At 54.7% G+C, this 23938-nt stretch carries 23 protein-coding genes and 2 pseudogenes; 14 read left to right on the top strand and 11 right to left on the bottom strand.

The window, feature by feature from the left end:
- Nucleotides 1-104: 104 nt before the first annotated feature.
- The 6 genes from ADJ24_RS18175 to mntR all read right to left on the bottom strand — a co-directional run bounded on the left by ADJ24_RS18175 (nt 105) and on the right by mntR (nt 7117).
- On the bottom strand, nt 105-1145 hold the full coding sequence (locus tag ADJ24_RS18175; protein WP_023310892.1) for an aldo/keto reductase: 1041 nt from the start codon (nt 1143-1145) through the stop codon (nt 105-107).
- Between the two features lie 105 nt (nt 1146-1250).
- Nucleotides 1251-2774 carry an efflux transporter outer membrane subunit gene (locus ADJ24_RS18180; RefSeq protein WP_023310891.1) on the bottom strand — a complete coding sequence of 508 codons (1524 nt, stop codon included), beginning with the start codon at nt 2772-2774 and terminating at the stop codon, nt 1251-1253.
- The gene (locus ADJ24_RS18185) at nt 2774-4345 is read right to left on the bottom strand and encodes a DHA2 family efflux MFS transporter permease subunit (RefSeq protein WP_023310890.1); all 1572 of its coding nucleotides are present in this window, start codon (nt 4343-4345) and stop codon (nt 2774-2776) included. The genes ADJ24_RS18180 and ADJ24_RS18185 overlap by 1 nt, the downstream gene beginning before the upstream one ends.
- Entirely contained in the window at nt 4342-5436 is a 1095-nt protein-coding gene (locus tag ADJ24_RS18190) for an HlyD family secretion protein (protein ID WP_023310889.1), read from the bottom strand. The genes ADJ24_RS18185 and ADJ24_RS18190 overlap by 4 nt, the downstream gene beginning before the upstream one ends.
- Before the next feature lie 101 nt (nt 5437-5537).
- Nucleotides 5538-6647: an anion transporter gene (locus ADJ24_RS18195; protein WP_023310888.1), complete on the bottom strand. Its 1110-nt coding sequence runs from the start codon at nt 6645-6647 to the stop codon at nt 5538-5540.
- A complete protein-coding gene (gene mntR, locus ADJ24_RS18200) occupies nt 6644-7117 on the bottom strand; it encodes a manganese-binding transcriptional regulator MntR (RefSeq protein WP_023310887.1) in 474 nt (157 codons plus the stop codon). Before mntR ends, ADJ24_RS18195 begins: the two co-directional genes overlap by 4 nt.
- Nucleotides 7118-7300: 183 nt before the next feature.
- Between mntR and mntS the strand changes: the two genes are divergently transcribed.
- Nucleotides 7301-7429, top strand: coding sequence for a manganase accumulation protein MntS (gene mntS, locus ADJ24_RS18205; RefSeq protein WP_023310886.1), 129 nt, complete (start codon nt 7301-7303; stop codon nt 7427-7429).
- A gap of 283 nt (nt 7430-7712) precedes the next feature.
- Nucleotides 7713-9296, top strand: a complete 1584-nt coding sequence (locus ADJ24_RS18210; RefSeq protein ID WP_023310885.1) for a phosphoethanolamine transferase — start codon at nt 7713-7715, stop codon at nt 9294-9296.
- A 145-nt stretch (nt 9297-9441) separates the two neighbouring features.
- On the opposite strand, the gene ompX is transcribed toward ADJ24_RS18210, so the two are convergent.
- Nucleotides 9442-9960: an outer membrane protein OmpX gene (gene ompX, locus ADJ24_RS18215; RefSeq protein WP_023310884.1), complete on the bottom strand. Its 519-nt coding sequence runs from the start codon at nt 9958-9960 to the stop codon at nt 9442-9444.
- Nucleotides 9961-10314: 354 nt separating this feature from the next.
- Between ompX and rhtA the strand changes: the two genes are divergently transcribed.
- Together rhtA and dps are read left to right on the top strand one after the other, a co-directional pair.
- Nucleotides 10315-11202: a threonine/homoserine exporter RhtA gene (gene rhtA / locus ADJ24_RS18220; RefSeq protein WP_023310883.1), complete on the top strand. Its 888-nt coding sequence runs from the start codon at nt 10315-10317 to the stop codon at nt 11200-11202.
- A 299-nt stretch (nt 11203-11501) separates the two neighbouring features.
- Nucleotides 11502-12005, top strand: a complete 504-nt coding sequence (dps, locus tag ADJ24_RS18225) for a DNA starvation/stationary phase protection protein Dps (RefSeq protein WP_010428924.1) — start codon at nt 11502-11504, stop codon at nt 12003-12005.
- A gap of 45 nt (nt 12006-12050) precedes the next feature.
- On the opposite strand, the pseudogene ADJ24_RS24520 reads toward dps, so the two are convergent.
- Together ADJ24_RS24520 and ADJ24_RS18230 are read right to left on the bottom strand one after the other, a co-directional pair.
- Nucleotides 12051-12259 (bottom strand): annotated as a pseudogene (locus ADJ24_RS24520) (IS4 family transposase); the annotation flags it as partial.
- 197 nt (nt 12260-12456) lie between these two features.
- The gene (locus tag ADJ24_RS18230) at nt 12457-13188 is read right to left on the bottom strand and encodes a hypothetical protein (protein ID WP_023310882.1); all 732 of its coding nucleotides are present in this window, start codon (nt 13186-13188) and stop codon (nt 12457-12459) included.
- Nucleotides 13189-13514: 326 nt separating this feature from the next.
- Here ADJ24_RS18230 and ADJ24_RS18235 point away from each other — a divergent pair, with 326 nt between their 5' ends.
- The 5 genes from ADJ24_RS18235 (at nt 13515) to ybiO (ending at nt 19170) form a co-directional block, all read left to right on the top strand.
- Nucleotides 13515-14015 (top strand): SHOCT domain-containing protein, encoded by a 501-nt coding sequence (locus ADJ24_RS18235; protein ID WP_023310881.1) that lies wholly within the window; start codon nt 13515-13517, stop codon nt 14013-14015.
- A 609-nt stretch (nt 14016-14624) separates the two neighbouring features.
- Nucleotides 14625-15368 carry a glutamine ABC transporter substrate-binding protein GlnH gene (gene glnH / locus ADJ24_RS18240; protein WP_023310880.1) on the top strand — a complete coding sequence of 248 codons (744 nt, stop codon included), beginning with the start codon at nt 14625-14627 and terminating at the stop codon, nt 15366-15368.
- A gap of 84 nt (nt 15369-15452) precedes the next feature.
- Nucleotides 15453-16112, top strand: a complete 660-nt coding sequence (gene glnP / locus ADJ24_RS18245; RefSeq protein WP_014169254.1) for a glutamine ABC transporter permease GlnP — start codon at nt 15453-15455, stop codon at nt 16110-16112.
- The gene (gene glnQ, locus ADJ24_RS18250) at nt 16109-16831 is read left to right on the top strand and encodes a glutamine ABC transporter ATP-binding protein GlnQ (protein WP_023310879.1); all 723 of its coding nucleotides are present in this window, start codon (nt 16109-16111) and stop codon (nt 16829-16831) included. The genes glnP and glnQ overlap by 4 nt, the downstream gene beginning before the upstream one ends.
- A 125-nt stretch (nt 16832-16956) precedes the next feature.
- Nucleotides 16957-19170, top strand: a complete 2214-nt coding sequence (gene ybiO, locus ADJ24_RS18255) for a mechanosensitive channel protein (protein ID WP_023310878.1) — start codon at nt 16957-16959, stop codon at nt 19168-19170.
- 48 nt (nt 19171-19218) lie between these two features.
- Here ybiO and rlmF read toward each other — a convergent pair whose 3' ends face one another.
- Nucleotides 19219-20130 carry a 23S rRNA (adenine(1618)-N(6))-methyltransferase RlmF gene (gene rlmF, locus ADJ24_RS18260; protein ID WP_023310877.1) on the bottom strand — a complete coding sequence of 304 codons (912 nt, stop codon included), beginning with the start codon at nt 20128-20130 and terminating at the stop codon, nt 19219-19221.
- A gap of 243 nt (nt 20131-20373) precedes the next feature.
- Between rlmF and mcbA the strand changes: the two genes are divergently transcribed.
- The 3 genes from mcbA (at nt 20374) to ybiJ (ending at nt 21575) form a co-directional block, all read left to right on the top strand.
- Nucleotides 20374-20640, top strand: coding sequence for a DUF1471 family periplasmic protein McbA (gene mcbA / locus ADJ24_RS18265; RefSeq protein WP_023310876.1), 267 nt, complete (start codon nt 20374-20376; stop codon nt 20638-20640).
- 122 nt (nt 20641-20762) lie between these two features.
- Nucleotides 20763-21029, top strand: a complete 267-nt coding sequence (locus ADJ24_RS18270; protein ID WP_023310875.1) for a DksA/TraR family C4-type zinc finger protein — start codon at nt 20763-20765, stop codon at nt 21027-21029.
- A gap of 285 nt (nt 21030-21314) precedes the next feature.
- Entirely contained in the window at nt 21315-21575 is a 261-nt protein-coding gene (ybiJ, locus tag ADJ24_RS18275) for a DUF1471 family protein YbiJ (RefSeq protein ID WP_023310874.1), read from the top strand.
- A gap of 115 nt (nt 21576-21690) precedes the next feature.
- Here the strand turns inward: ybiJ and ybiB are convergent, their stop codons facing one another.
- Nucleotides 21691-22653 (bottom strand): DNA-binding protein YbiB, encoded by a 963-nt coding sequence (gene ybiB, locus ADJ24_RS18280; protein WP_023310873.1) that lies wholly within the window; start codon nt 22651-22653, stop codon nt 21691-21693.
- A 266-nt stretch (nt 22654-22919) separates the two neighbouring features.
- On the opposite strand from ybiB, the gene ADJ24_RS18285 reads away from it, so the two are divergent.
- The gene (locus tag ADJ24_RS18285; protein WP_023310872.1) at nt 22920-23456 is read left to right on the top strand and encodes a fimbrial protein; all 537 of its coding nucleotides are present in this window, start codon (nt 22920-22922) and stop codon (nt 23454-23456) included.
- Between the two features lie 68 nt (nt 23457-23524).
- Nucleotides 23525-23890 (top strand): annotated as a pseudogene (locus ADJ24_RS18290) (molecular chaperone); the annotation flags it as partial.
- Nucleotides 23891-23938: the final 48 nt, after the last annotated feature.

The following is a 23938-nucleotide window of genomic DNA, read 5'->3' on the forward strand; positions in this document are numbered from 1 at the left end:
CATATAGGCGAAGATGAAATGGGGATCAAAGAGGAGGATCGTTTTTTGTGAGCAATGCGGGAAAAAAAGCCCCGGTTAGCGATGCACTACCGGGGCAAGGAAGGTTATTGTTGCGCGAGCTGATTGCGGCGATATTCTCCCTGCCGCTCCAGCATCCAGCCCGGGTATTCGCGCGGCAGCGCGCTCACCGCATCAAGCTGCTTAAGCTCGTCTTCGCTCAGGCGGATCCCGGTGGCGGCAATGTTGTCGTCCAGCTGTTCAACGCGTTTCGCGCCAATGATGACGCTGGTCACCGCTTTCTGGTGCAGCAGCCACGCCAGCGCAATTTGCGCGACGGAGACACCCTTGCTTTCGGCGATAGTGCGCATTACGTCCACGCAGTCGAAGGCGCGATCTTTGTTTACCGGCGGGAAGTCGAACTCCAGACGGCGACCACCGGCTTCGCTCTGCCCGTCGCGCCCATATTTTCCGCTCAGCAGGCCGCCCGCCAGCGGGCTCCAGACCATCAGCCCGACGCCTTCGCTCTGCATCATCGGCACCAGCTCGCGCTCAAGATCGCGTCCGGCGATGGTGTAATACGCCTGGAGGGATGCGAAGCGCGCCAGCCCAAGTCGCTCGGAAATGCCCAGCGCTTTGGCAATCTGCCACGCCGCCCAGTTCGAGACGCCGATATAGCGCACGTGGCCGTGCTGCACCAAGTTATCCAGCGCGTAGAGCATTTCTTCAATCGGCGTGGCCGGGTCGAAGCCGTGCAGCTGGTAGAGATCGATATGATCGAGCTGCAGGCGGCGCAGGCTCTCCTTCACGCTGCTGATGATGTGATAGCGCGAGCTGCCGCGCGAGTTCACCCCGGCCGTTCCCGTTTCGCCGAACACTTTCGTGGCGACCACCACGTTCTCGCGAGGGATCTTCAGATTTTTCAGCGCCTGACCGGTGATCTCCTCCGAGCGTCCTTCCGAGTAAACGTCCGCGGTGTCGATAAAGTTGATCCCGGCATCCAGCGCGCGGCCCACCAGCTGCTCGGCTTCACTTTGCTGGAGCTGGCCAATCTTGCCCCACATGCCGCCCTCGCCGCCGAAGGTCATGGTGCCTAGGCACAGTTCAGAAACGAACAGACCGGTATTGCCCAGTTTTTGATAACGCATAAGATAATCCTCGCATGTCGTTTAAGGGGTACCCGATAGTTATACCCTCCCCTCAGCCATCGCGAATGTGGCGTTCCTGTCCGTTTCTTGCCCAATCCTCTGAATTTATCCGCGCGGGGCGTCGCCAAAGACGCTGTAGTCCGGTAACTGCACCTGCTGATACGGCTCCCAGCCGCCGCCGAGGGCCTTGTAGAGCGCCACCAGATCGAGCGCGCTCTGCACCTGCGCCTGTGCACGCTGCTGCTGGGCCTGCGCGAGCTGCCGCTGCGCGTCCAGAACATCGATAAAGCTGGCGATCCCCTGGCGGTAGCTGTCGCTTGCCAGGTCAAAGGCGTTTTGCAGGGCGTCGATCGTTTTTGCGAGACCCGCTTCACGCTGCTGGTCGGTGCGATAGCTCACCAGCGCGTTTTCCACATCCCCGAGTGCGGTCAGCACAGTCTGGCGATAGTCCAGCACCGCCGCTCCCTGCTGCGCGCGCGCCACCTTGACGCTGGAGACCAGCCGACCGCCCTGGAAGATCGGAATAGAGACCTGCGGGCCAAAGCTGTAGAAGTGGCTGCTCCAGTCGGTCAGCCAGTTGGTTTCGCTGTTGCGCAGGCCAAACTGCCCGGAGAGCGTAAAGCTCGGGAACAGCTCCGCCACCGAGACGCCGATTTGCGCCGTGGCGGCGTGAAGGTTCGCCTCCGCTTCGCGCACGTCCGGACGGCGTCGCGCCAGCGTGGACGGAATGCCGGTCTGCACGATATCCGGCAGGGCCGGCATCGGCTGCACGCTTTGCAATTCCGCATCCAGCGCCCCAGGCGGCTTGCCGAGCAGGATCGCCAGGCCGTTCATCGCCTGCCGCTCCTGCGCCTGATATTGCGGAAGCTGGGCCTCAAGGTTGCCTAACTGCGCCCGGGCATTTTCCACATCCATCTGCGGCGACAGACCGCCGCGCTGGCGGCTTTCCGTCAGATCCAGCGTCTGCTGCGCGCTTTTAATCTGGGTGTTCAGCGTGGCGATAATGCTCTGCGCCCCGCGCAGCTGGAGCCACGCGCGCGCCACTTCGGCTTCCAGCGACACCAGCGCATCGTTACGCTGCTCAATGGCGGCTTTCTGCTGCGCTTCGGCGGCTTCCACCTGACGACGCACCTTGCCCCACAGATCGATTTCCCACTGGGCATCGAAGCTGCCCTGGTAGAGGTTAATCGGCTGCGTCAGCGGCCCTAACGCGCCCCGCAGTTCAGGATCGACATTATCAAGCTGGTCGTACACGCCGTGAGATTTCAGCTCCCCTTCAAGCCCAAGCTGCTGGCGCGTCGCCTGCAAATTGCCGTTCACCGACGGGTAAAACGCCCCGCCCGCCTGGTTAATCTGCTCTCGCGCTCCGGCGATGCGCAGCACCGTCTGCTGCAGCGTTAGGTTTCCGGCGATCGCACGTTCAACCAGGCTGTCGAGCTGCGGCGAACCGAAGGTTTTCCACCAGCGCGGGTTGGTCGCGGCGGAGGTCGTCTGCGATTTTACCCCGCTGTCGCCCTTATCGTTCCAGTGCGTGACGGCAGGGGGTGCGGGCGGCTGATAGTCCGGCCCGACGGCGCAACCTGCCAGCAGCATCATTATCATCAGGGGGTGTAAACGTCTGTGTATCATCAGTGTGCTCCTGCACTCCCCTCGCTCTTAACCGGCGAGAGCAACAAACAAAACGGAATCAGTAACAAGGCCACCGCGCTCAGAATGGTAAAGACGTCGATGTAGGCCAGGAAGCGCGACTGCTCGATCATCGTCTGGTACATGCGTCCGGTGGCAATCCCGGTGGGGTCCCCTACCTGGGTAGTGAAGTTCTGGATCGCCTGGGCGCTTTCGCGTATCGCCTGCTGGAACTGCTCGTTAAACGGCGAGGCGTGGTAGGCCAGATGCGCGCTGTGCGCCTGAGATCGTTCGGTGATGGCCGCCGTCGACAGAGAGATCCCGACCGAGCCTGCGACATTACGGAACATGGTGAACAGCGCCGCCGCATCGGCATTAAGCCGTCTTGGGATCGAAATAAAGGCAATGGTGGTCAGCGGCACAAACAGGAACCCCAGCCCCAGCGACTGGGCGCTGCGGAACAGCACCAGCGTTTCGAAGTCGATATCCGGGGTCAGCGTGCGCGACCAGAAGAACGACACCGCCAGGCAGGTAAAGCCAAAGGCGATAATCCAGCGCGTTTGCACCACCGGCATCAGCTTCAGCACCAGCGGTATAGTCAGCACAATCAGCACCGCCCCGGGCGACAGCACCAGCCCCGACCAGGTAGCGGTGTAGCCAAGGTCCTGCTGCGCCAGCTGCGGGATCACCACCGAGCTGCCGTACAAAATCATCGCCATCCCCGCCATCAGCAGGCTGGAGATGGCAAAGTTGCGATCCTTCATGCAGTGCAGATCCACCACCGGCTTTCTGGCATATACCAGCCAGTAGATGGCGCCGATAATGCCGACAAGCGTCAACACGCCGAAGGTGCGGATAAAGTTCGAGTAGAACCAGTCCTCATCTTCTCCCCGGTCGAGCATCACCTGCAGACAGCCAAGCCCTAAGGCGATCAGGCCGATCCCCGTCCAGTCGATAGTCAGCTTCTCTTTAGACTTGCTCTCCCAGGGCGGATCTTCCAGCAGCTGATAGATCGCCAGCACCGTGACAATCCCCACCGGGATATTGATAAAGAACACCCAGCGCCAGGAGTAGTTATCGGTGATCCAGCCGCCCAGCGTCGGGCCGAGCACCGGCGCAACGATAATCGCAATGGAGGACAGACCAAACGCTTTGCCCCTGTCTTCGGGTTTGAAGTAGTCGAGCAGCACCGACTGCTGCGTGGGCTGCAGCCCGCCGCCAAAAAAGCCCTGCATCACGCGGAACAGGATGATCTGCCACAGCTCGGTGGCAATCCCGCACAGGAACGAGCAGACGGTAAACATGACGATGCAAATCAGGAAGAACTGCTTGCGGCCAAACACCCGGCTCAGAAACGCCGAGATGGGCAGCACAATGCCGTTCGCGACCAGGTAGCTGGTTAACACCCATGTGGATTCGTCATAGCTGGACGAGAGCGAACCCGCCACGTGGGGCAGCGCCACGTTGACGATGGTGGTATCCAGAATTTCCATGAATACCGCCAGGGTAACGACAATCGCCACCGCCCACGGATTGCTGGCGGGCTTCCAGCTGTCGTGGCTGTGATCCGTCATTCCACCGTCACCTTCGGTGCAACCGACAGCCCCAGCGGCAGCGGTTTGTTTGGATCCAGGCCCTTATCAATCACAATTTTGACCGGCACGCGCTGCACAATTTTGACGAAGTTACCGGTGGCATTTTCTGCCGGGAAGGCGGAGAAGCGCGAGCCGCTGCCCTGCTGGATACTGTCTACGTGGCCCTCAAGCTCCATATCCGGCCACGCGTCGACGGACACGGTGACCTTATCGCCCGGCTTCATGCGTTCAAGCTGCGACTCTTTAAAGTTCGCGACCACCCACACGTTCGGGGAAACCAGCGAGAACAGCGCCGTTCCCGCCTGCACCAGCGTACCGGGCTGCACGTTGCGTTTGGTGACGACGCCGTCGAACGGGGCGCGAACTTCGGTATAGGAGAGATTAAGGTTGGCGGTTTCCAGCTGCGCTTTAGCCTGATCGACCTGACGCTCGCGCGCTTCAACGTTGGTTTCCTGCTGGCGGATTTGCAGCTGGACCTGCTCTGCCACTTCCAGCTGCGCCTGAGCGCTGGCCAGCCCTGCCTGTGCGCTACGCAGTTGAGCGTTCGCGGAATCGATACTTTGCTGAGTGGTCGCGCGCGGGTCGACGCCGCGCTGACGACGGTACTCTGCCTGCGCGTTCGCCAGATCGGCCTGCGCTTTCAGCACCTGCGCTTTGGCTTCGTCACGCTGGGCGGGATACTGGACTTTTGAAAGCGCCAGCTGCGCCTGGGCCTGATGCAGCTGCGCGATAGCCAGCCCAAGCTGGGCCTGGGCCTGATCGCGCTGCGCGATGGTGTCACGCGGATCGATAACCACCAGCAGATCGCCCTTTTTCACGCGCTGGTTATCGCGCACGCGCAGCTCGGTAACGTAGCCCGCCGTTTTGGGGGCAATCGTCACCACGTCGCCGTCGGTAAAGGCGTCGTCGGTCGTCTCTTCGTTACGGGTTAAAAACCACCAGACCAGCGCCACGACCACCATTACCACCACGACAATGCCGAGGATAATTAACGGTTTCTTGCCCGGGCGCTTACGCTCATTATTGTTTTTGTCCTGCTCGTCAGCAGGCGGGTTTTGATCTTCAGCCATAGTTCAGCAACGGTCCTGTCAGTGAGCGGCATCACACTATGCCGTTCACTAAAGCTAGGACGTTGCTATACGTTTGCCAGGAAAAACTGACAAATTGCGCACTATATGAGAAGGAATATTCCGAAACCAATCGCCGCGGCCCAAACCAGCATCGGAATCGACCAGACGTGGAAACGCCACCAGATACGACGGTCGTTGGCCATACGCAGCGCAATCAGGTTTGCCAGCGAGCCGGGCAGCAGCCCAAATCCGCCGATGTTGACCGCCCAGGCCAGAAGCGTATCGGGTGGAACATAGTTGAGCAGCAGAATGGTGGACGGCACGTTGCTGATAAACTGCGACAGGCCAATCGCCGTCAGCCACAGTCCCGGCTGAGACAGCGTGCTGACGCTGTGCAGAACGTTCTGCAGCACCGGAAGCTGGATAAGGAGATGCACATCAATAAACATCGCCATAAAGACCAGCAGCAGCGTCCAGTCCACGCTCACCAGCACGCGACGCGCAAGGACGACAAACCCCGCGGCAACGAGCAGGACGCCCGCCAGCTCATACTTCAGCTCCAGCGCGAACAGAAAGACGATGTATAACCCGAGACAGCTCCACACCAGGCGCGGCTGCCACTGCGGGCCGGTTGTGCCGCTGTGGTACTGCAGCTTTTTATCCGGAAACGCAAACCAGCACACCGCCATCAGCGACAGCATCATCACCAGCGCCAGAGGGGCCATCTGCCAGGTAAAGGCGGCGAACGACAGACCGGACCGTCCCCACAGAAGGATATTTTGCGGGTTGCCGATTGGCGTCAGAAGCGAGCCCGCATTGACGGCCAGCGCTTCAAAGATGATCAGCCGGCTGACCGGGATCTCACAAAGCTTACGCAGCGTGAGCGTGAGGGGCACGATGATAAACAGCGCCACATCGTTGGTGAGAAACGTCGACAGCACCGCGGCGGAGAACACCATAAACAGGGACAGCCTGCGCTCGGTGGCAAAACGGCGCACCATTTTACGGCCCAGAACGTCAAAATAGCCGCTCAGCTCGATCCCTTTGGTGAGCATCATCAAACCGCTCAGGGTAATGATGGTGCGCCAGTCAATTGCGGCGGGCCAGGCGCGTGGCGCAAACGGCACAAAGAGGCTTAACCCTGCACCAATGAGTAATAAGAGATGGAAGAAACGATCGCGTGCCAGGGCCTGCAGTCCGGGGATTTTCATTCAGCGGAGGGACCATATTTAAGGGTAAATTCGCGAAACTTCACCAGCGTCTCTTCGCTCACGTGGTGTTCCATTCCTTCCGCATCCCGGCGGGCAATCTCCGGGCTGACGCCCAGCACCAGTAAAAAATTCTCGACAAGCTGATGGCGCTCGCGGCTCTCCTGCGCGAGTTTCTCCCCTTCCGGCGTCAGAAAAACACCGCGCCAGGGGATCATTTCAATTAAGCCCACGGAAGCCAGGCGTTTTAACATTTTAGCGACAGTTGGCTGTGAAACCCCCAGCCTGGCGGCCATATCGACCTGGCGCGCTTCACCAACCTCACGAATCAGATCGGAAATGAGTTCAACATAGTCATCAATCAGTTCACGCCGGTGCGCTTCACGGACCTGGCGAAAACCTTCGACATGTTCTTCAACATTCACCAGTTGCGTCGTTTTCCTCATTGTCGGATGACCTGCGCGACGGTTCATTGTACTTCCTCAGTGGGGTGACGCTTCCAGCGCCCGGTTTCGAGAGCGCACATTGTAAACCATAGCTCCGCAAGCACAAAAAATTAACGAAATAGCCATAGCTATACAATATAGCCTGTGCTATATCTGTATGTAATGCAGTCACCCTTCACGGATCGAAGGGATCAAAACTCAGGAGGTCTTATGAACGAATTCAAGAGGTGCATGACCGTGTTTACCCACTCACCCTTTAAAGTGCGCTTAATGCTGTTGAACATGCTGTGCGATATGTTTAGCAACAAACCGCATCAGGACGACAAACCTTCCCACTAAGCGGCGTTGCGGTACGCCGCTTCATTTTCCCGTCACAATCACGCTGTAAACTGGCTTCCAGCCGCCTTATTCCCGATCTTTTTTGCGGATTTGCAATCCCCTTCGCAAAACATCTGCTTAGCAACTGTTGATATTATTTAGCGCTCGCACTATCTTCTTGCAGCCCTGCACAATTTGCGGCTCGCTGAAGCGGACCCTCATTCCCTCTCCACGCACTGTCAGGCAGGTTATGACCCTTGACGCCAGGGTGAGCACATGGCGTTTTCATCCATGATAGTGACCTATGAATGTAACCCTGATAGATACCGTTGTGACCCGCAGCCGGGCCTTAAGCCCGTGGACGGGTTTTTACTTTTTGCAGTCATTGCTGATTAACTTTGCGCTGGGTTATCCCTTTAGTCTGCTCTACGCGGTGGCTTTCACCTGCGTTCTGCATGTGCTGTGGCGAACCGCACCGCGCGTGCAAAAAGCGTTAATCGGGATCTGTTCGCTGGTTGCTGCACTCTATTTCCCGTTCGGTCAGGCTTACGGCTCGCCAAACTTTAATACCCTGCTGGCGCTGCACTCGACCAATATGGAAGAGTCAACGGAGATCCTGACGATCTTCCCGTGGTACAGCTACGTGGTCGGGATCTTTATCTTCGCGTTGGGCGTTATCGCCATCCGCCGTCAGTCGGGCGAGAAAAAATCCTGGGGTAAGATCGAAATACTCTGTCTGGTGTTCAGCGTTGCCGTGGCGTTTGTCGCCCCCATCCAGAATATTCCCTGGGACGGTAAGCTCAGGCTCATCAATATCGGCTATCCGGTTTTCCGCTTCGTTAAAGACGTTGTTGTCAATAATAAAGAGGTTCTCGACGAACAGGCGCGCATGGCGGAGCTTTCCAATATGAAAGACACCTGGAACGTGCTAGCCGTTAAGCCGAAATATCACACCTATGTGGTGGTGATTGGGGAAAGTGCCCGTCGCGATGCAATGGGAGCCTTCGGCGGACACTGGGATAACACACCGTTTGCCAGTTCGGTCAAAGGCACGCTGTTTACCGATTATGTTGCGGCCAGCGGCTCGACGCAGAAATCGCTCGGCCTGACGCTTAACCGGGTCGTCGACGGCAAACCTCAGTATCAGGATAATTTTGTCACCCTGGCAAACCGCGCGGGTTATCAGACCTGGTGGTTCTCCAATCAGGGGCAAATTGGCGAATACGATACGGCCATCGCCAGTATCGCCAAACGTGCCGACGAAGTGCAGTTCCTTAAGAACGGCGACTTTGAAGCCGACAAAAATACCAAAGACGAAGCGCTGCTGAAAATGACGGCACAGGTCTTCGCCACTCCGCGCACCCAGCCTCAGCTGATCGTCCTGCACCTGATGGGGTCGCACCCGCAGGCCTGCGATCGGACCGGCGGGAAGTACGCGGAGTTCGTGCAGTCCAAAGAGACCTCTTGCTATCTCTACACCATGACGCAAACCGACGACCTGCTGAGCAAGCTGTACGATCAGCTACGCAATACGGGCGACAGCTTCTCCATGGTCTATTTCTCGGATCATGGGCTGGCGTTTAAAGAGCGTGGTAAAGAGGTGCAGTACCTGGCGCATGATGACAAGTTCCAGCAGAACTTCCAGGTGCCGTTTATGGTGCTGTCGAGTGATGATAAAACGCATCGCGTGATTAAAGCGCGCCGTTCGGCAAATGATTTCCTGCAGTTCTTCTCGCAGTGGACGGGAATTACAGCCGAGCAGATAAAAACGGCTTACCCGTTTGTCTCTAACAAGAAAGCTCCCCCAGTGTACGTTACCAACTTCAAGTTACAGAAAGTTGACTACAACCATCTGGGTACGGATATTTTCGATATTAAGAGTAAGTAGTGGTCCGATACCCTCACCCTGACCCTCTCCCACGGGGAGAGGGAACAACACTAAAAACGGCAACCTGGGGTTGCCGTTTTGCTTTTACTTTCCACAAAAAAAATCCGCTACATTGGGCGGATTTTTTATTAGCTCACCGGAGTGATTAGAAGCGGTAACCTACGCCCGCGATCCAGGTGCCAACGTCAACGTTGCGGATACGGCTCTGCTCATAGGAGAAGTCCAGAGCAACGTCCTGGATTGGGTTGAACTGCAGGCCTGCGCCATAGGAGAAGCCATAGTCGCTGTTGCTTGCAGTGCGGCTTTCGCTCTGGTTTTCAGTCTGCTGGAATTTACCGTAGCCAACACCTACAACACCGTAGATGCTCGCCCAGTCATTCAGACGGTAAGCTGGACCAGCGGTGATACCGTAGTACTGGCCTTTGTTGTATGCGCCGTTTTCAGAACGATCTTTCTCGGTGTAGGTGAAAGAACCGATCACGCCCAGTGGGTTGTTATCCTGCTCGTAGCGATACTTCAGGTTGAAACCGTTAGCTTTGTTCATCACGCCCTGATAGTCGCTCTGAGCGTAACCACCAGTAACAGTAGAAGTAGCAGCTACAGCGGTACCTGCGGAAACAGCCAGTACAGCGGCCAGTGCTGAAAGACATGCAATTTTTTTCATAACCACCTCAAATGTGCTTCAAGTAAGTCCGTAAGTTTTAAATATATCAAAAAAATTTGCGAAACTCTTTGTGATTCGTGATGTCTAATGAAACCTTTCCTGTAACAGAACGTTTCCAGCGTCAGCTATCTCTTTCAAATCACATGCAATTTTCACTACTAAATGCGCATAGTGCGCGCAAGCGCCGTTACATTCATCCAGATTATTCCTAATCTATCAGGCGATAAATCCACCAGCGCTTAACCATTTTACGGATTTCACGAGGTTTTTTTTCAACAGCACCTCAACCGTTGCCGCTTATTTCCTTTACACTGCAACCTTTACCTCATTTGACATAAGCTGACAGGAGAAAGGATGCCTGGGTTATCCCGCACGTCGTCGGTCTGGTTGCCGGTAGCAGTCATACTCATTGCCATGTTGTCCATTCAAAGCGGTGCTTCGCTTGCAAAATCACTTTTTCCGCTGGTCGGTGCGCCTGGGGTGACTGCCCTGCGTATCGTGCTGGGCACGGTGATACTGGTGGTCATTTTCAAACCCTGGCGTCTGCGCTTCAAAAAGGAGCAGCGTTTACCCCTGCTGTTTTATGGACTCTCCCTTGGGGCAATGAACTATCTATTCTATCTCTCTATTCAGACGATACCGCTGGGGATCGCCGTCGCGCTGGAGTTTACCGGCCCGCTGGCGGTGGCGCTGTTCTCCTCGCGACGTCCGGTCGATTTTATCTGGGTCGTGTTAGCCGTTCTGGGTTTATGGTTCCTGCTGCCGCTGGGCCAGAGCGTCGCTGAGATCGATCTGACGGGTGCAGCCCTGGCGCTGGGTGCAGGCGCCTGCTGGGCCGTCTATATACTTACGGGCCAGCGTGCAGGAGAAGAGCACGGTCCGGCGACCGTCGCGTTAGGTTCCCTGATCGCAGCCATCGTCTTCGTGCCTATCGGCATGGCGCAGGCGACCGAATCTATCTGGCAATGGTCCGTCATGCCCATCGGGCTGGCGGTCGCGATTCTTTCTACCGCACTCCCCTACTCTCTGGAGATGATTGCCCTTACGCGTCTGCCGACGCGCATATTTGGCACGCTGATGAGCATGGAGCCTGCGCTAGCCGCCATTTCCGGAATGGTGTTTCTCGGCGAAACCCTCACGTTGACCCAGACGCTGGCGCTCTGCTCGATTATCGCGGCATCAATGGGCTCGACGCTCACCATGCGCCCGGAGCCTAAAGTTGAGAAAGTGGATATCAGCTAAGGCCATATATTCTGCATGGCTTCCACGCCATGCAGAATAAAGACCAGAAAGACAGACGTTATAATTTCTTACACACTTTACGCTATTTTCGAAATATCCCTCTGCGTTTACATCCCCAATCAGCAATTAAGATTGATCTGTATCAATTTAAAAATTACCCATTAATTTCAATAAATTAAATTCTCAAGCCACTTCTCGCTATTAAACCGATAGGCATAGCCAAACCGCAGAGAAAAAATCCGGTGCTATACTTAGTTCCGTAATTACCTGGGACATAAACATCAAGAGGATATGAGATTATGAGTACCGCTAAACTGGTGAAAACGAAAGCGTCTAATCTGCTTTATACCCGTAACGATGTATCGGATAGCGACAAGAAGGCGACCATTGAGTTGCTGAATCGCCAGGTGATCCAGTTCATCGATCTTTCGCTGATCACCAAACAGGCCCACTGGAATATGCGCGGTGCAAACTTTATTGCCGTTCATGAAATGCTGGATGGCTTCCGCACAGCACTGGTTACCCACCTCGATACGATGGCTGAACGTGCCGTTCAGCTGGGCGGCGTGGCGCTGGGCACCACGCAGGTGATCAACAGCAAAACGCCACTGAAGAGTTATCCGCTGGATATCCATACCGTTCAGGATCACCTTAAAGAGCTGGCGGACCGCTACGCAATTGTGGCCAATGACGTGCGCAAAGCGATTGGCGAAGCCAAAGACGAAGATACCGCAGACATTTTCACCGCCGCGTCCCGCGACCTGGATCAGTTCCTGTGGTTTATCGAATCTAACATCGAGTAATTCATATAATTGCTCTATTAAACCCTCGCCATGACGCGATGCCGTTCACATAAGCGGAGCGGCACTGTGTTTCACTGAATAAAGGGTTTTTGATATCTTAACCGCCCGCGGCCTTCATGGTCGGGGGCGTTTTATTATGAACAACGCTTCCAGATTTCCACGCAGATGTTCCAGCTTTTTCGAGATGGTTCCTGGTGACGCTCTATTTCCAGCACTAGCATGTCCGTCGCTATAAGCAAGGACGCGATCTTAAACAAGGTGTTAACGTCGGGTCGAGGATAAAAAAACGGCAGAGCGCATAATCGCTCTGCCGCCAAACGCTAATGCTTAATTTTTCGGCGAAAAAAGAGAGCAAGACATATGATACAAATCATATTTTCAATGAATGTTAAAAAAGCAGCCTCGCTGTTGGCCCTTCACTCGCACGAACAGACGAGGAAGCTTGCTGCCCTTACTGTTCAACGATCGAAATAACATTCCCGGTTCGCAGATCTACTCGCGCAGAGACAGTCTCTTTGACTACGCCACCAAAGGCGTTGGTGCCACGGAATGTGGTATCTATCGTGGCATGCGGATCGTCGGTCAGAACCAGATGATACCGTGTGGAGAGGTGTTTGTAGGAGGAATCATCATGCATGTCGGCTTTGATCATGGCCTCTAACGGACGATAAGCCCCGTTCCAACCGCTAAAATTATCCTGAAATGTATCGAAGTTGATGCGTTTTGCCAGCATCTCAGGACTGGAACGGTATTCAGTGAAACACCAGTTCGCTATCACGCCAAACGGTGTGTCACCCTGCGTGGTGTAGCTGTTCTGGCTCACGCAGGCATAAAACCCCTCTTCTGACGCGACGGGCACCTGACGATATGCCATATAAGCAGCCACAATCTTGTGTCGCGTATCCTTACGCTCCCTACGATACTCGGTAAGGGTTTTATCGGCATATTTGAAAGGCGGCGGGGAGACATCCGCATTCTGCGGCTGATCCTGTTTTTTCACGACGGCCGGACTGCGGTCGGCCGGTAGCAGGATGGCACTGATTACGCAGAGGCCCAGAAAACCGCCCAGATAAACGGCACTGACTTGCTTACGACCGGGCATTTTGACCAGCGAAGGTTTAATCAGGCCAATAATAAAGGCTACAAACAGAATAAATGCGATTAAAGAAAGAAAAGTGCTCATCGTTATCCTTTTGACTGTATATATCCATTAAAAAACAATGTCATATTATCAGAAAATAAGATCTAATTAGGGAGTAATTCACTCTTATGCGCCAGCACCGGAAGAGACGTGGCGGTCGTCTTCATTCTGCCGGCAGGATTCTTTCTTCGCACCCGCTCGCTGACCTCTCCGCGTCTGAAGCAGATCATCCGGTAAATACCGTGTACACAATCGCCTTTCAAGAAGTGCAGTTATCCCGGGTATGCAATATGATAGATGATTCATTTTGCAGTGACTTCAGTCCGATGCAGGCCAAATGCATCGGTCTTCTTAAAGGGAGTTTTTTGATGAAAGAAAATAAGCACGTCAGCAAATTCGAAGCAAACCATCTCAATCCTGGTGAAGCCGTTCTGCAGTGGGGAGAAGGCTATATCGGCAAAGTGATGGGACAGGGTAAGGACAAACAGCACAACGGTGCACTGATCGTTACGGGCCAGCGAGTGGCATTCTACCGTAAAGGTTTTCTCGGCGAGGTGATTGAGACTATCCCGTTAAAATCCATTACGTCGATTGAACGCAAGTCCACGCTGGGTCACCGGGTCATTCGGATCCATACTTCCCACGACGATCTGGAATTTAAGATGTTCAGCAAGGATGCAGAACTCGCCCTGATTGAGGCGATTGAAGCCGGCCGCGGAGTGAAGACGGAAACACCAATAGCCGAACCGGCTATGACCCATCAGGATCCCTATGAGCAGCTCAAAAAGCTTTCCGAACTCAAAGAGAGCGGGATCATTTCGGAAGAAGAATTCCAGGCCAAAAAAAGCAAATTAATGGAGCTGATTTAACGTTCCTTCCTCCGGGTTAACTGGGGAAATTATTGGATTCCGCAGCCAATTCACCGGAGAACGGTTTTTGCTATCTTAATCGCCCTCGGCTTTGCTGGTCGGGGGCGTTTGTTGCCTCACGCCGTAATAGCGGTCCGCGGCAGCGATGTCAGCACCATTTTCTCCACGCCGTACACCTCACAAGATATCCCTCAGACATAGCAGTACTCTGGCAGTGAAGGTTTCTCTTTCCGTGCCTGTTTTGACACTTTCAGTTTCAGCTGCCTGTCACCTGTGCCATTGGTGAGGGTTTTGCACATCTATGGTGCACACTTTTTGCCTGCACACCTGCAAAAGTGAACGAAATGTAATAATCACCTCACACAACCGTTAACGGAAGATTGTTTTTTCGTCAGAATTTACGCTAAATATCTCCCCGTCAGTTGAGCCAAACTAAGCGCACCAAAACGGTGCTCCAGTTTGGTGCAATAACACCTCATTGCCCCATTTATTGTGCAATGCATGACATCATCCCCTTTGCAAAACAATAGCTTGTAAAGTTGGCACGATTTTTTCATTGTGCCACCTGTTCTCGCAGGGGATCGCCCCGTGGATATAAAAGGAAATGCTATGAAGTCTGTATTAAAAGTTTCACTGGCTGCACTTACCCTGGCTTTTGCAGTGTCCTCTCAGGCTGCCGACAAACTGGTTGTGGCGACCGACACGGCGTTCGTTCCGTTTGAATTCAAACAGGGTGATAAATACGTTGGTTTTGATGTGGATCTGTGGGCCGCTGTCGCAAAAGAACTCAAGCTGGATTACACCCTGAAGCCTATGGACTTCAGCGGCATCATCCCGGCACTGCAAACCAAAAACGTTGATCTGGCACTGGCAGGCATCACCATTACCGATGAACGTAAAAAAGCGATCGACTTCTCTGACGGCTACTACAAAAGCGGCCTGCTGGTCATGGTCAAAGCCGATAATAACGACGTAAAAAGCGTGAAAGATCTCGACGGCAAAGTGGTGGCAGTGAAGAGCGGCACCGGTTCTGTTGATTACGCGAAAGCAAATATCAAAACCAAAGACCTGCGTCAGTTCCCGAACATCGACAACGCGTACATGGAACTCGGCACCAATCGTGCTGACGCTGTTCTGCACGACACGCCTAACATCCTGTACTTCATTAAGACAGCCGGTAACGGCAAGTTCAAAGCCGTTGGCGAGTCTCTGGAAGCGCAGCAGTACGGTATCGCGTTCCCGAAAGGCAGCGACGACCTGCGCACGAAAGTTAACGGCGCGCTGAAAACGCTGAAAGAGAACGGCACCTATAACGAAATCTACAAAAAATGGTTCGGTACCGAGCCTAAATAATAAGACGTAAAAATGACGTTCACTCGGGGGCGACCTTTCGCCCCTGCTATTTTTGAAACACGGTAACAGTAACAGGAAATTATCATGCAGTTTGACTGGAGCGCCATCTGGCCTGCCATTCCTATCTTGCTTGAAGGCGCTAAAATGACCCTGTGGATTTCGGTCCTGGGTCTGGTTGGTGGGTTGATTATCGGTCTTGTCGCCGGTTTCGCCCGCACCTACGGCGGCTGGATCGCAAACCACATCGCACTGGTTTTCATCGAAGTGATCCGCGGCACGCCTATTGTCGTGCAGGTCATGTTCATCTACTTCGCCCTGCCTATGGCGTTCACCGACCTGCGCATCGACCCGTTCAGCGCGGCCGTCGTCACCATTATGATCAACTCAGGCGCCTACATTGCGGAAATCACCCGCGGTGCGGTGCTGTCGATTCATAAAGGTTTCAGTGAAGCCGGTCTGGCGCTAGGTCTTTCTCGTCGCGAAACGATCCGCCACGTTATTCTGCCGCTGGCGCTGCGTCGCATGCTGCCGCCGCTCGGTAACCAGTGGATCATCAGCATTAAAGATACGTCGCTGTTCATTGTTATCGGCGTGGCCGAGCTGACCCGTCAGGGGCAGGAGATCATTGCTGGCAACTTCCGCGCGCTGGAAATCTGGAGTGCGGTAGCCGTTGTCTACCTGATCATTACTCTGGTTCTGAGCTTCGTTCTGCGTCGTCTTGAAAGAAGGATGAAAATCCTGTGATTGAATTTAAAAACGTTTCCAAGCACTTTGGCCCAACCCAGGTGCTGCACAATATCGATCTCAACATCAAACAGGGTGAAGTGGTGGTGATTATTGGGCCATCCGGCTCCGGTAAATCCACCCTGCTGCGCTGCATCAACAAGCTGGAAGAGATCACCAGCGGCGATCTGATCGTCGACGGCCTGAAGGTAAACGACCCAAAAGTGGACGACCGTCTGATTCGTCAGGAAGCGGGCATGGTGTTCCAGCAGTTCTACCTGTTCCCGCACCTCACGGCGCTGGAAAACGTGATGTTTGGCCCACTGCGCGTGCGCGGTGCCAGCAAAGCGGCGGCGGAAGCGCTGGCAAAAGATCTGCTGGCGAAAGTCGGCCTGGCAGAACGTGCGCACCACTACCCTTCCGAGCTGTCAGGTGGTCAACAGCAGCGTGTGGCGATTGCTCGCGCCCTGGCGGTCAAACCGAAAATGATGCTGTTTGATGAGCCTACGTCCGCACTCGACCCGGAGCTGCGCCACGAGGTGCTGAAAGTCATGCAGGATCTGGCGGAAGAAGGGATGACGATGGTTATCGTGACCCACGAAATCGGCTTTGCTGAAAAAGTGGCGTCCCGCCTGATCTTTATTGATAAAGGCCGTATCGCGGAAGACGGTAACCCGCAGGAATTGATTGCGAACCCGCCGAGCCAGCGTTTGCAGGAGTTCCTGCAGCACGTCTCCTGATTGTTCGCTTCAAACGTAAGCCGGGCATGCCCGGCTTTTTTACGCCAGATTGTTCCCAAAAATCCCCCTCCGCGTCCCGACTTCTATACTTATCATTTTGTTCGACATTTTCACCGGAGGACGCCGTGCCGTGGATCCTGTTGCTGTTGATAAGCCTGTTTAGTGCGCCATCGTTCGCCGTCGCGATCCCCGGCGTCACCACCGGCGCCCCTGCTGCCCAGCAAAGTACGCCCCCTCCGGAACCCGATGTTGAACAGAAAAAAGCCGCCTACAGCGCGCTTGCCGACGTCCTTGAAAACGACACCTCCCGGCAGGAGCTCATTGGCCAGCTGCGCAAAGCCGCCGCCACGCCGCCGCAGGAGTCGGTGCCAACCCTCACCCCTCCGCAGGCTGAGGAGCAAAAAACGGTGCTGGAAAACGTCACCGACGTGAGCCGACACTATGGGGAAGCCCTCTCCTCGCGCTTCGCTCAGCTTTACCGCAACCTGATTGGCTCCCCGCATAAGCCATTTAACCCGCAAACGTTTACCGCCGCCGCCACGCAGTTCCTGATGCTGGCGGGGGCGGTGTTTCTTTTTTACTGGCTGGTGCGCCTGTGCGCGTGGCCGCTGTACCGCAAAATGGGGCAATGGGGACGCAGAAAGAATCAGCATAAAAGCAGCTGGCTGCATCTGCCGTTGATGATCGCCTCCGCGTTCATCATCGATTTACTGCTGCTGGCGTTGACGCTGTTTTTAGGCCAGATGCTGGCCGACAGGCTGAATGCCGGCAACAAAACCATCGCCTTCCAGCAGTCGCTTTTCCTGAATGCCTTTGCCCTGATTGAGTTCTTCAAGGCGCTGCTGCGGTTACTCTTTTGTCCGCACGTGCCGGAGCTGCGGCCTTTCTCCATTCGGGATGCGAGCGCGAAGTACTGGGCGCTGCGCCTGAGCGTGCTCAGCGGGCTGATTGGCTACGGCCTGCTGGTTGCCGTGCCGATCATCTCCAACCAGGTGAACGTCCAGTTTGGCGCGCTGGCAAACGTGCTGATCATGATCTGCATTACCGTCTGGTCGCTGTACCTTATCTTCCACAATAAAAAAACCATTACCCAAAGCCTGCTGAATCTGGCCGATCGCTCCCTCTCGTTCTTTAGCCTCTTTATTCGCGCGTTCGCCCAGGTGTGGCACTGGCTGGCAAGCGCTTACTTCATCGTGCTGTGCTTCTTCTCGCTGTTCGACCCGGGCAATAGCCTGAAGTTTATGATGGGAGCGACGTTCAAAAGCCTGGCCATTATCGGCATCGCGGCGTTTGTATCGGGGCTGCTGTCGCGCTGGATCTCGAAAACCATCACCCTGTCGCCGCAGGTCCAGCGTAATTACCCGGAACTGCAAAAGCGGGTAAACGGCTGGATGTCGGTATCGCTCAAAGTGGCGCGCATTCTCACCGTCTGCGTGGCGATTATGCTACTTCTGAATGCGTGGAGCCTGTTTGATTTCTGGAACTGGCTGCACAACGGTGCGGGTGAAAAAACGGTCGATATCCTGATTCGCATCGCGCTGATTTTATTCTTCTCCGCCGTCGGCTGGACGCTGCTGGCGAGCCTTATTGAGAACCGCCTGGTATCGGATATTCACGGCAGGCCCCTGCCAAGCGCGCGGGCAAGAACGCTGTTAACCCTGTTCCGCAACGCGCTGGCGGTGATTATCAGCACCATCACCATCATGATCGTGCTGTCGGAAATCGGCGTGAATATCGCCCCGCTGCTGGCGGGTGCCGGTGCCCTGGGGCTGGCCATCTCCTTCGGCTCACAAACGCTGGTGAAGGATATTATTACCGGTATCTTCATTCAGTTTGAAAACGGGATGAACACGGGCGATCTGGTCACCATCGGGCCGTTAACCGGCACCGTGGAGAGGATGTCCATCCGCTCGGTTGGCGTGCGTCAGGACACCGGGGCGTACCACATCATTCCCTGGTCTTCGATCACCACCTTCGCCAACTTTGTGCGCGGCATTGGTTCCGTTGTGGCGAACTACGATGTGGATCGCCACGAGGATGCGGACAAAGCGAAGCAGGCGCTGCGCGATGCGGTAGAAGAACTGATGGAGATGGAGGATATTCGCGGGCTGGTGATCGGGGAGCCGTCATTTGCCGGCATCGTCGGGCTGTCGAACACGGCATTTACCCTGCGCGTGTCGTTCACCACCCAGCCGCTGAAGCAGTGGACGGTGCGCTTTGCGCTCGACAGCATGGTGAAAAAACACTTTGATCTGGCGAACGTGCGGATGCCCGTGCAGACGTATCAGGTATTGCCGCCGCCCGCATCGCCGCTCCCTCCGCAGGAGCCGACACTGTGACCTGGTTGCCGGGTGGCGGCTTCGCCCTACCCGGCCTACGACGGAGTGCTATTTGCGACGTTTGTTGTTGTCCATAAACGTCCAGGCGATAAAGCGGCTCTGTTTCTGGCCCTGCGCCATCTCTTTTTTCACCACTTTTACGGCGCCCGCTTCGGTCAGCGCGCGATAGAGCGGCGGCAGGTTATCCCCGCGGGAAACCAGCGTCGTAAACCACTTCACCTGACGGCTAAACTGTTTGCTTTCCGCAATCATGCGCAGGATAAACGCCACTTCGCCCCCTTCGCACCAGAGCTCCTGCTGCTGTCCGCCGAAGTTCAGCGCGGCATCTTCAGCCTGACCCAGGTTACGGCGCTTGCGCTCGCTGCCCGCACGGGCCGATGCCGCCGAATCATGGAACGGCGGGTTGCACATCGTGGCGTCATAGCTTTCGTTTTTGTGAATAATGCCGTTGAATATCGACGCCGCGTCTTTCTGACGACGCAGGCGAATGGCGCGGCTCAATCCCGGGTTAGCGCTGATAATCGCCTGGGCGCTGGCAAATGCCTCGTCACCGATTTCGCTTCCGGTAAAGCGCCACTGATATTCATGCGCGCCGATCAGCGGGTAAATCAGGTTCGCACCGGTGCCAATATCCAGGATGGTGGCCTGCTGTGGAACGACACCCTCATTGCCTTCGGCAAGGAGGTCGGCAAGGTGATGAACGTAGTCAGCGCGGCCCGGCACAGGTGGACAGAGAAAGCCTTCCGGGATATCCCAGTGAGCTACACCGTAAAAATGCGCCAGCAGGGCTTTGTTCAGCATTTTAACCGCCTGCGGGTCAGCAAAGTTGACCGAGGATTCACCCGCAGGGGTCTGAACAAGATAGTCCTGCAGCGGCGGGCAGCTCAGGCATAACGCGTTCATGTCGTAGCGGCTGCGGTGGCGATTTCGCGGGTGCAATCCCGGCTTTTGGGCAGTCATGGCATTCTCCTTTAAACAGCGGCGTAAGATACCCTTTGCTGGCCCAACGGTAAATCTTTCTCTGCTACGCTCAAAAACCCGCCATAAATCAAACACCTTTATGTCTATGATCCGTCAGCGAATTGTCAATTTACATTGTTCAAAAAATAAGCATATCATCATCAAATATTTGCGCTAAGTCACACTCGTCAGGCTTCTAAACTTAAAGGGAATCACCTGTTGTTTCCTCATGAGGATGTGATTATGAAAAAGTACCTGACCCTTGCTGTTATCGCAGCCGCCCTGGCGACCGCGTCCTTCTCTGCCATGGCCGTTCAGTCACTGACCCAAAGTACCGATACGAGCCAGCTACGTGCTGCCGGCACCGTTTCGGTAAGCCGTGCCAGTAACCTTGACGATCTACAGGATAAGCTCGCCGAAAAAGCCCGTCAGGAAGGTGCAAAAGGATTCGTGGTGAACTCCGCTGGCGGAGATAACCATATGTACGGCACTGCGACCATTTATAAATAATCTGTCTCTTCCACAAGACTGCATCTGCTCAACGGGTGCAGTTCACTTCTCTCTTCGCCTTGATTGTTCATTTTTTAACCCCATAGTAAACATATGGCCTAAACCGATTTCAGGAGGACGCTATGGCTTCCGGCTGGGCAAATGACGACGCTGTTAACGAACAGATCAACAGTACTATTGAAGATGCGGTTGCGCGTGCCCGCGGTGAAATTCCGCGCGGTGAAAGCCTAACGGAATGCGAAGAATGCGGAGAACCCATTCCGGAGGCGCGCCGAAAAGCCATTCCCGGCGTACGGCTTTGCATCACGTGCCAGCAGCAGAAAGATTCAAAAAATGCATCACACTCAGGATATAATCGCAGAGGTTCGAAAGACAGCCAGTTACGTTGACTTTGCTTTACCAAAGCTAACCGAGCGCGCGCGTTCCTTTACGCTCACGGTTTTTAGCCAGACGCGTAGCAAAACGTGCCCTTCGTATCGCTTCTGTAAAGCGCATCCGCAAGAAGTGTAAAGTGGTGCTTTGAATTTATTAATATTCAATAAGTTATTTGTCATTCAATTTTTTTGAGCAACCACGTCAATTCTCTTCGATTTTATCACTCGCAAAAAACCGTGATACTTATCACATCGACGGAACATCGTCCCCTTAACAGAAACACCTGCGAGAGATTAATTATGAAAACCATCAAATATGCTGTAGCTGCTGTTGCCCTGTCCGCTCTGTCTTTCGGCGCTTTCGCTGTAGAGCCAGTCTCTTCCACTCAGGCACAGAACATGAACAAAGTCGGTGTGGTGAGTGCTGATGGCGCAACCACCCTGGACGGTCTGGAAGCCAAACTGGCTGAGAAAGCCGCTGCTGCCGGTGCAAGCGGATACACCATTACCTCCGCTAACGGCAATAACAAGCTGAGCGGTACCGCGGTTATCTACAAATAATCGACTGAACGAATGCTGTACCCTCGCCATACCCTCTGGTGAGCTGCTCCACCCTCATTGACCCTGTTGTTGTTACCCTTGCTTGCCCGTCCGCCACTGGACGGGCTTTTTTTGTCTAAAACGCCTGCGCCACGCGTTCAAGGCCGGCCTGGACGGATTCCACTTCTCCGGTTGCCAGCAAACAGCAGGCCATCTGCAGCTTGATTGAATGCGGAACAGGAACATTTCCGGCAAGACACTGTTCAATCCAGTGGGCTGTAGTATGGGGATCTTTTGCCTCAGGCAATATCACACCGCTATTCTCTTCCCCGCGTTCCAGAACGGCGCGCGTTCCGGCAGAATCGATCAGCATCACCTGCGGACAGCGCTGCGGGTTCGCATAAACCTCGCCCTCCGTGCCGTGCATCAGTAACGCCCTTGCGCCAATTGCCTCAAAGAACTGCCCCACGCGCGCCACGTATTCCGGATGCGAAACGCTGGAGAGACGCAGGGCGGCATCTTCGCCAAACGGCGTGGCCAGTTTCGCCAGCGTGTGCGCGCTGTTGCGCACGCCCATGCGCCAGCGCATATCGAGCTGCTTTTCCAGCGGCGGGCAGAGCGTGCCGACCGGGATATAAACAGGCTGATGGCCATCCAGCTTCGCCTGCGCCTGACCGGCATGACGCGTTGGCTCGATGCCCAGCATCCCGAAAATGGTCTCCGTCAGCACGCGGGTGGGATCTTCGCTAACGCCGTGCACCACCACCGGGAACCCCAGCTTGTGTAACAGGATAGCGAGCAGCGGGGTTAAGTTTGCCTGTTTGCGCGCGCCGTTGTAGCTCGGGATCACGATCGGCATCGGTTTTGCCACCGGCGGCGTTAAGCGCAGCGTTTGCGCCTGCATGGCTTCATAGAACCCGCGCATCTCCGCTTCACCTTCGCCTTTGATACGCAGCGCGATCAGAATGCCCCCCATCTCCAGGTCGGGGACGTCGCCCTCCAGCATGCGGGTATAAAGCGCACGCGCGGTTTCATGGTCCAGATCGCGGGCATGATTTTTCCCGCGCCCTACCTCTTTGATAATTTTGCGATAATCCACGACATTTCTCCTTACAGCAGGTTAGCAACAATATAGCCCTGATGATGACTCCGCTGTTAGTTTTTTTGCCCGCCCTGCGGATTTTTATAATCAATTGTTTTAGTGAAAAAAATTATTTTGCAAGAATTAATTGAATTATTTGGAAGCCGCGCGGGATCTTTCCCGGCCTGAATTTTCTGATTAAATAGCCAGCGGTGAGTAGTTGAGACATAACTTCGAATAATGCGGGACGCAGAGGTCGAAAGGAGAAACATACAGGTTTAAATATGAAAAAAGTCATTTTAGGTTTATTCATTGCTGCCGCTTTGGGATGCTCTGCATCTTCTTTCGCGGCATCCACCGGCGAAGGGCAAATTAACTTCACGGGTGAAATTATCGATTCCGCCTGTCAGGTGGTGAACGGTTTAAGCAGTCCGCTGAATGTTGCGCTGGGCAAAGTATCCAAAACAACATTTACCGGCGCAGGCTCTACCAGCACCTTAACGAAATTTGATATTCAGTTAAAAGACTGCCCGGAAACGGTCACGTCTGCAGCCATCAACTTCGGTGGTACGCCCGATGCGGATAATAATACCACGCTGGCCTTAACCCCGGGTGCGACGACTGCAACCGGCGTGGCGATTCAGCTGGTTGATTCATCCGAACAGCCCGTCAGTCTGTATACGCCTTCAAAGCAGTATCCTTTAACTCCTGGAACGACGGTAACTAATCTGGAGTTTGGCGCACGTTATATTCAGACTCAGGCTGCGATCACGGCCGGGCAGGCTAACTCAGCCTCTACTTTTACCGTTATTTATAACTGATACGTTTAATGAGGAGATATTCGCCTTCACGCGAAGGTTACTATCTCCTCTTTCTTTGAGACATATTTATGCGACACAGTTATTTATTAAGCGCGCTTTTACTGACCACAGTAACAGCCCATGCAGGTGTGATCATTAATGGCACACGACTGGTTTATCAGGGAGAGAAAAAAGAGTCTTCGATTGGGGTTTCCAATCCGGATGATATTAACTATCTGGTACAATCCTGGGTGGATACCGGCTTGAAAAAAGGCGGTAAAGCACCGTTTCTGATTACCCCGCCGCTGTTCCGTCTGAATGCTAAAGAAGATAACGTGCTGCGCGTGGTACGCACCGGCGGAAATATGCCGGAAGATCGCGAGTCGTTGTACTGGTTAAATATTAAAGCCATTCCTTCTTCAAGCCATGAAGAGGGCGTTAATACATTACAAATCGGTGATGCTGCCAACTTACTGATTTAGTGTATGATGGTGTTTTTGAGG

Origin of the sequence: Enterobacter sp. 940_PEND (assembly GCF_001059415.1) — a bacterium.
Taxonomy (GTDB): domain Bacteria; phylum Pseudomonadota; class Gammaproteobacteria; order Enterobacterales; family Enterobacteriaceae; genus Enterobacter; species Enterobacter cloacae_M.

Excerpts from the sequence above, each read along its gene's own strand:
- dps (WP_010428924.1), top strand. The coding sequence starts at position 11,502 with ATGAGTACCGCTAAACTGGTGAAAACGAAAGCGTCTAATCTGCTTTAT.
- ADJ24_RS18230 (WP_023310882.1), bottom strand. The coding sequence starts at position 13,188 with ATGAGCACTTTTCTTTCTTTAATCGCATTTATTCTGTTTGTAGCCTTT.
- ADJ24_RS18175 (WP_023310892.1), bottom strand. The coding sequence starts at position 1,145 with ATGCGTTATCAAAAACTGGGCAATACCGGTCTGTTCGTTTCTGAACTG.
- glnH (WP_023310880.1), top strand. The coding sequence starts at position 14,625 with ATGAAGTCTGTATTAAAAGTTTCACTGGCTGCACTTACCCTGGCTTTT.
- ADJ24_RS18180 (WP_023310891.1), bottom strand. The coding sequence starts at position 2,774 with ATGATACACAGACGTTTACACCCCCTGATGATAATGATGCTGCTGGCA.
- mntR (WP_023310887.1), bottom strand. The coding sequence starts at position 7,117 with ATGAACCGTCGCGCAGGTCATCCGACAATGAGGAAAACGACGCAACTG.
- ADJ24_RS18235 (WP_023310881.1), top strand. The coding sequence starts at position 13,515 with ATGAAAGAAAATAAGCACGTCAGCAAATTCGAAGCAAACCATCTCAAT.
- ADJ24_RS18285 (WP_023310872.1), top strand. The coding sequence starts at position 22,920 with ATGAAAAAAGTCATTTTAGGTTTATTCATTGCTGCCGCTTTGGGATGC.
- ybiJ (WP_023310874.1), top strand. The coding sequence starts at position 21,315 with ATGAAAACCATCAAATATGCTGTAGCTGCTGTTGCCCTGTCCGCTCTG.
- ADJ24_RS18195 (WP_023310888.1), bottom strand. The coding sequence starts at position 6,647 with ATGAAAATCCCCGGACTGCAGGCCCTGGCACGCGATCGTTTCTTCCAT.
- ompX (WP_023310884.1), bottom strand. The coding sequence starts at position 9,960 with ATGAAAAAAATTGCATGTCTTTCAGCACTGGCCGCTGTACTGGCTGTT.
- ADJ24_RS18270 (WP_023310875.1), top strand. The coding sequence starts at position 20,763 with ATGGCTTCCGGCTGGGCAAATGACGACGCTGTTAACGAACAGATCAAC.
- rhtA (WP_023310883.1), top strand. The coding sequence starts at position 10,315 with ATGCCTGGGTTATCCCGCACGTCGTCGGTCTGGTTGCCGGTAGCAGTC.
- ADJ24_RS18210 (WP_023310885.1), top strand. The coding sequence starts at position 7,713 with ATGAATGTAACCCTGATAGATACCGTTGTGACCCGCAGCCGGGCCTTA.
- ADJ24_RS18190 (WP_023310889.1), bottom strand. The coding sequence starts at position 5,436 with ATGGCTGAAGATCAAAACCCGCCTGCTGACGAGCAGGACAAAAACAAT.
- mcbA (WP_023310876.1), top strand. The coding sequence starts at position 20,374 with ATGAAAAAGTACCTGACCCTTGCTGTTATCGCAGCCGCCCTGGCGACC.
- ADJ24_RS18185 (WP_023310890.1), bottom strand. The coding sequence starts at position 4,345 with ATGACGGATCACAGCCACGACAGCTGGAAGCCCGCCAGCAATCCGTGG.
- rlmF (WP_023310877.1), bottom strand. The coding sequence starts at position 20,130 with ATGACTGCCCAAAAGCCGGGATTGCACCCGCGAAATCGCCACCGCAGC.
- mntS (WP_023310886.1), top strand. The coding sequence starts at position 7,301 with ATGAACGAATTCAAGAGGTGCATGACCGTGTTTACCCACTCACCCTTT.
- glnP (WP_014169254.1), top strand. The coding sequence starts at position 15,453 with ATGCAGTTTGACTGGAGCGCCATCTGGCCTGCCATTCCTATCTTGCTT.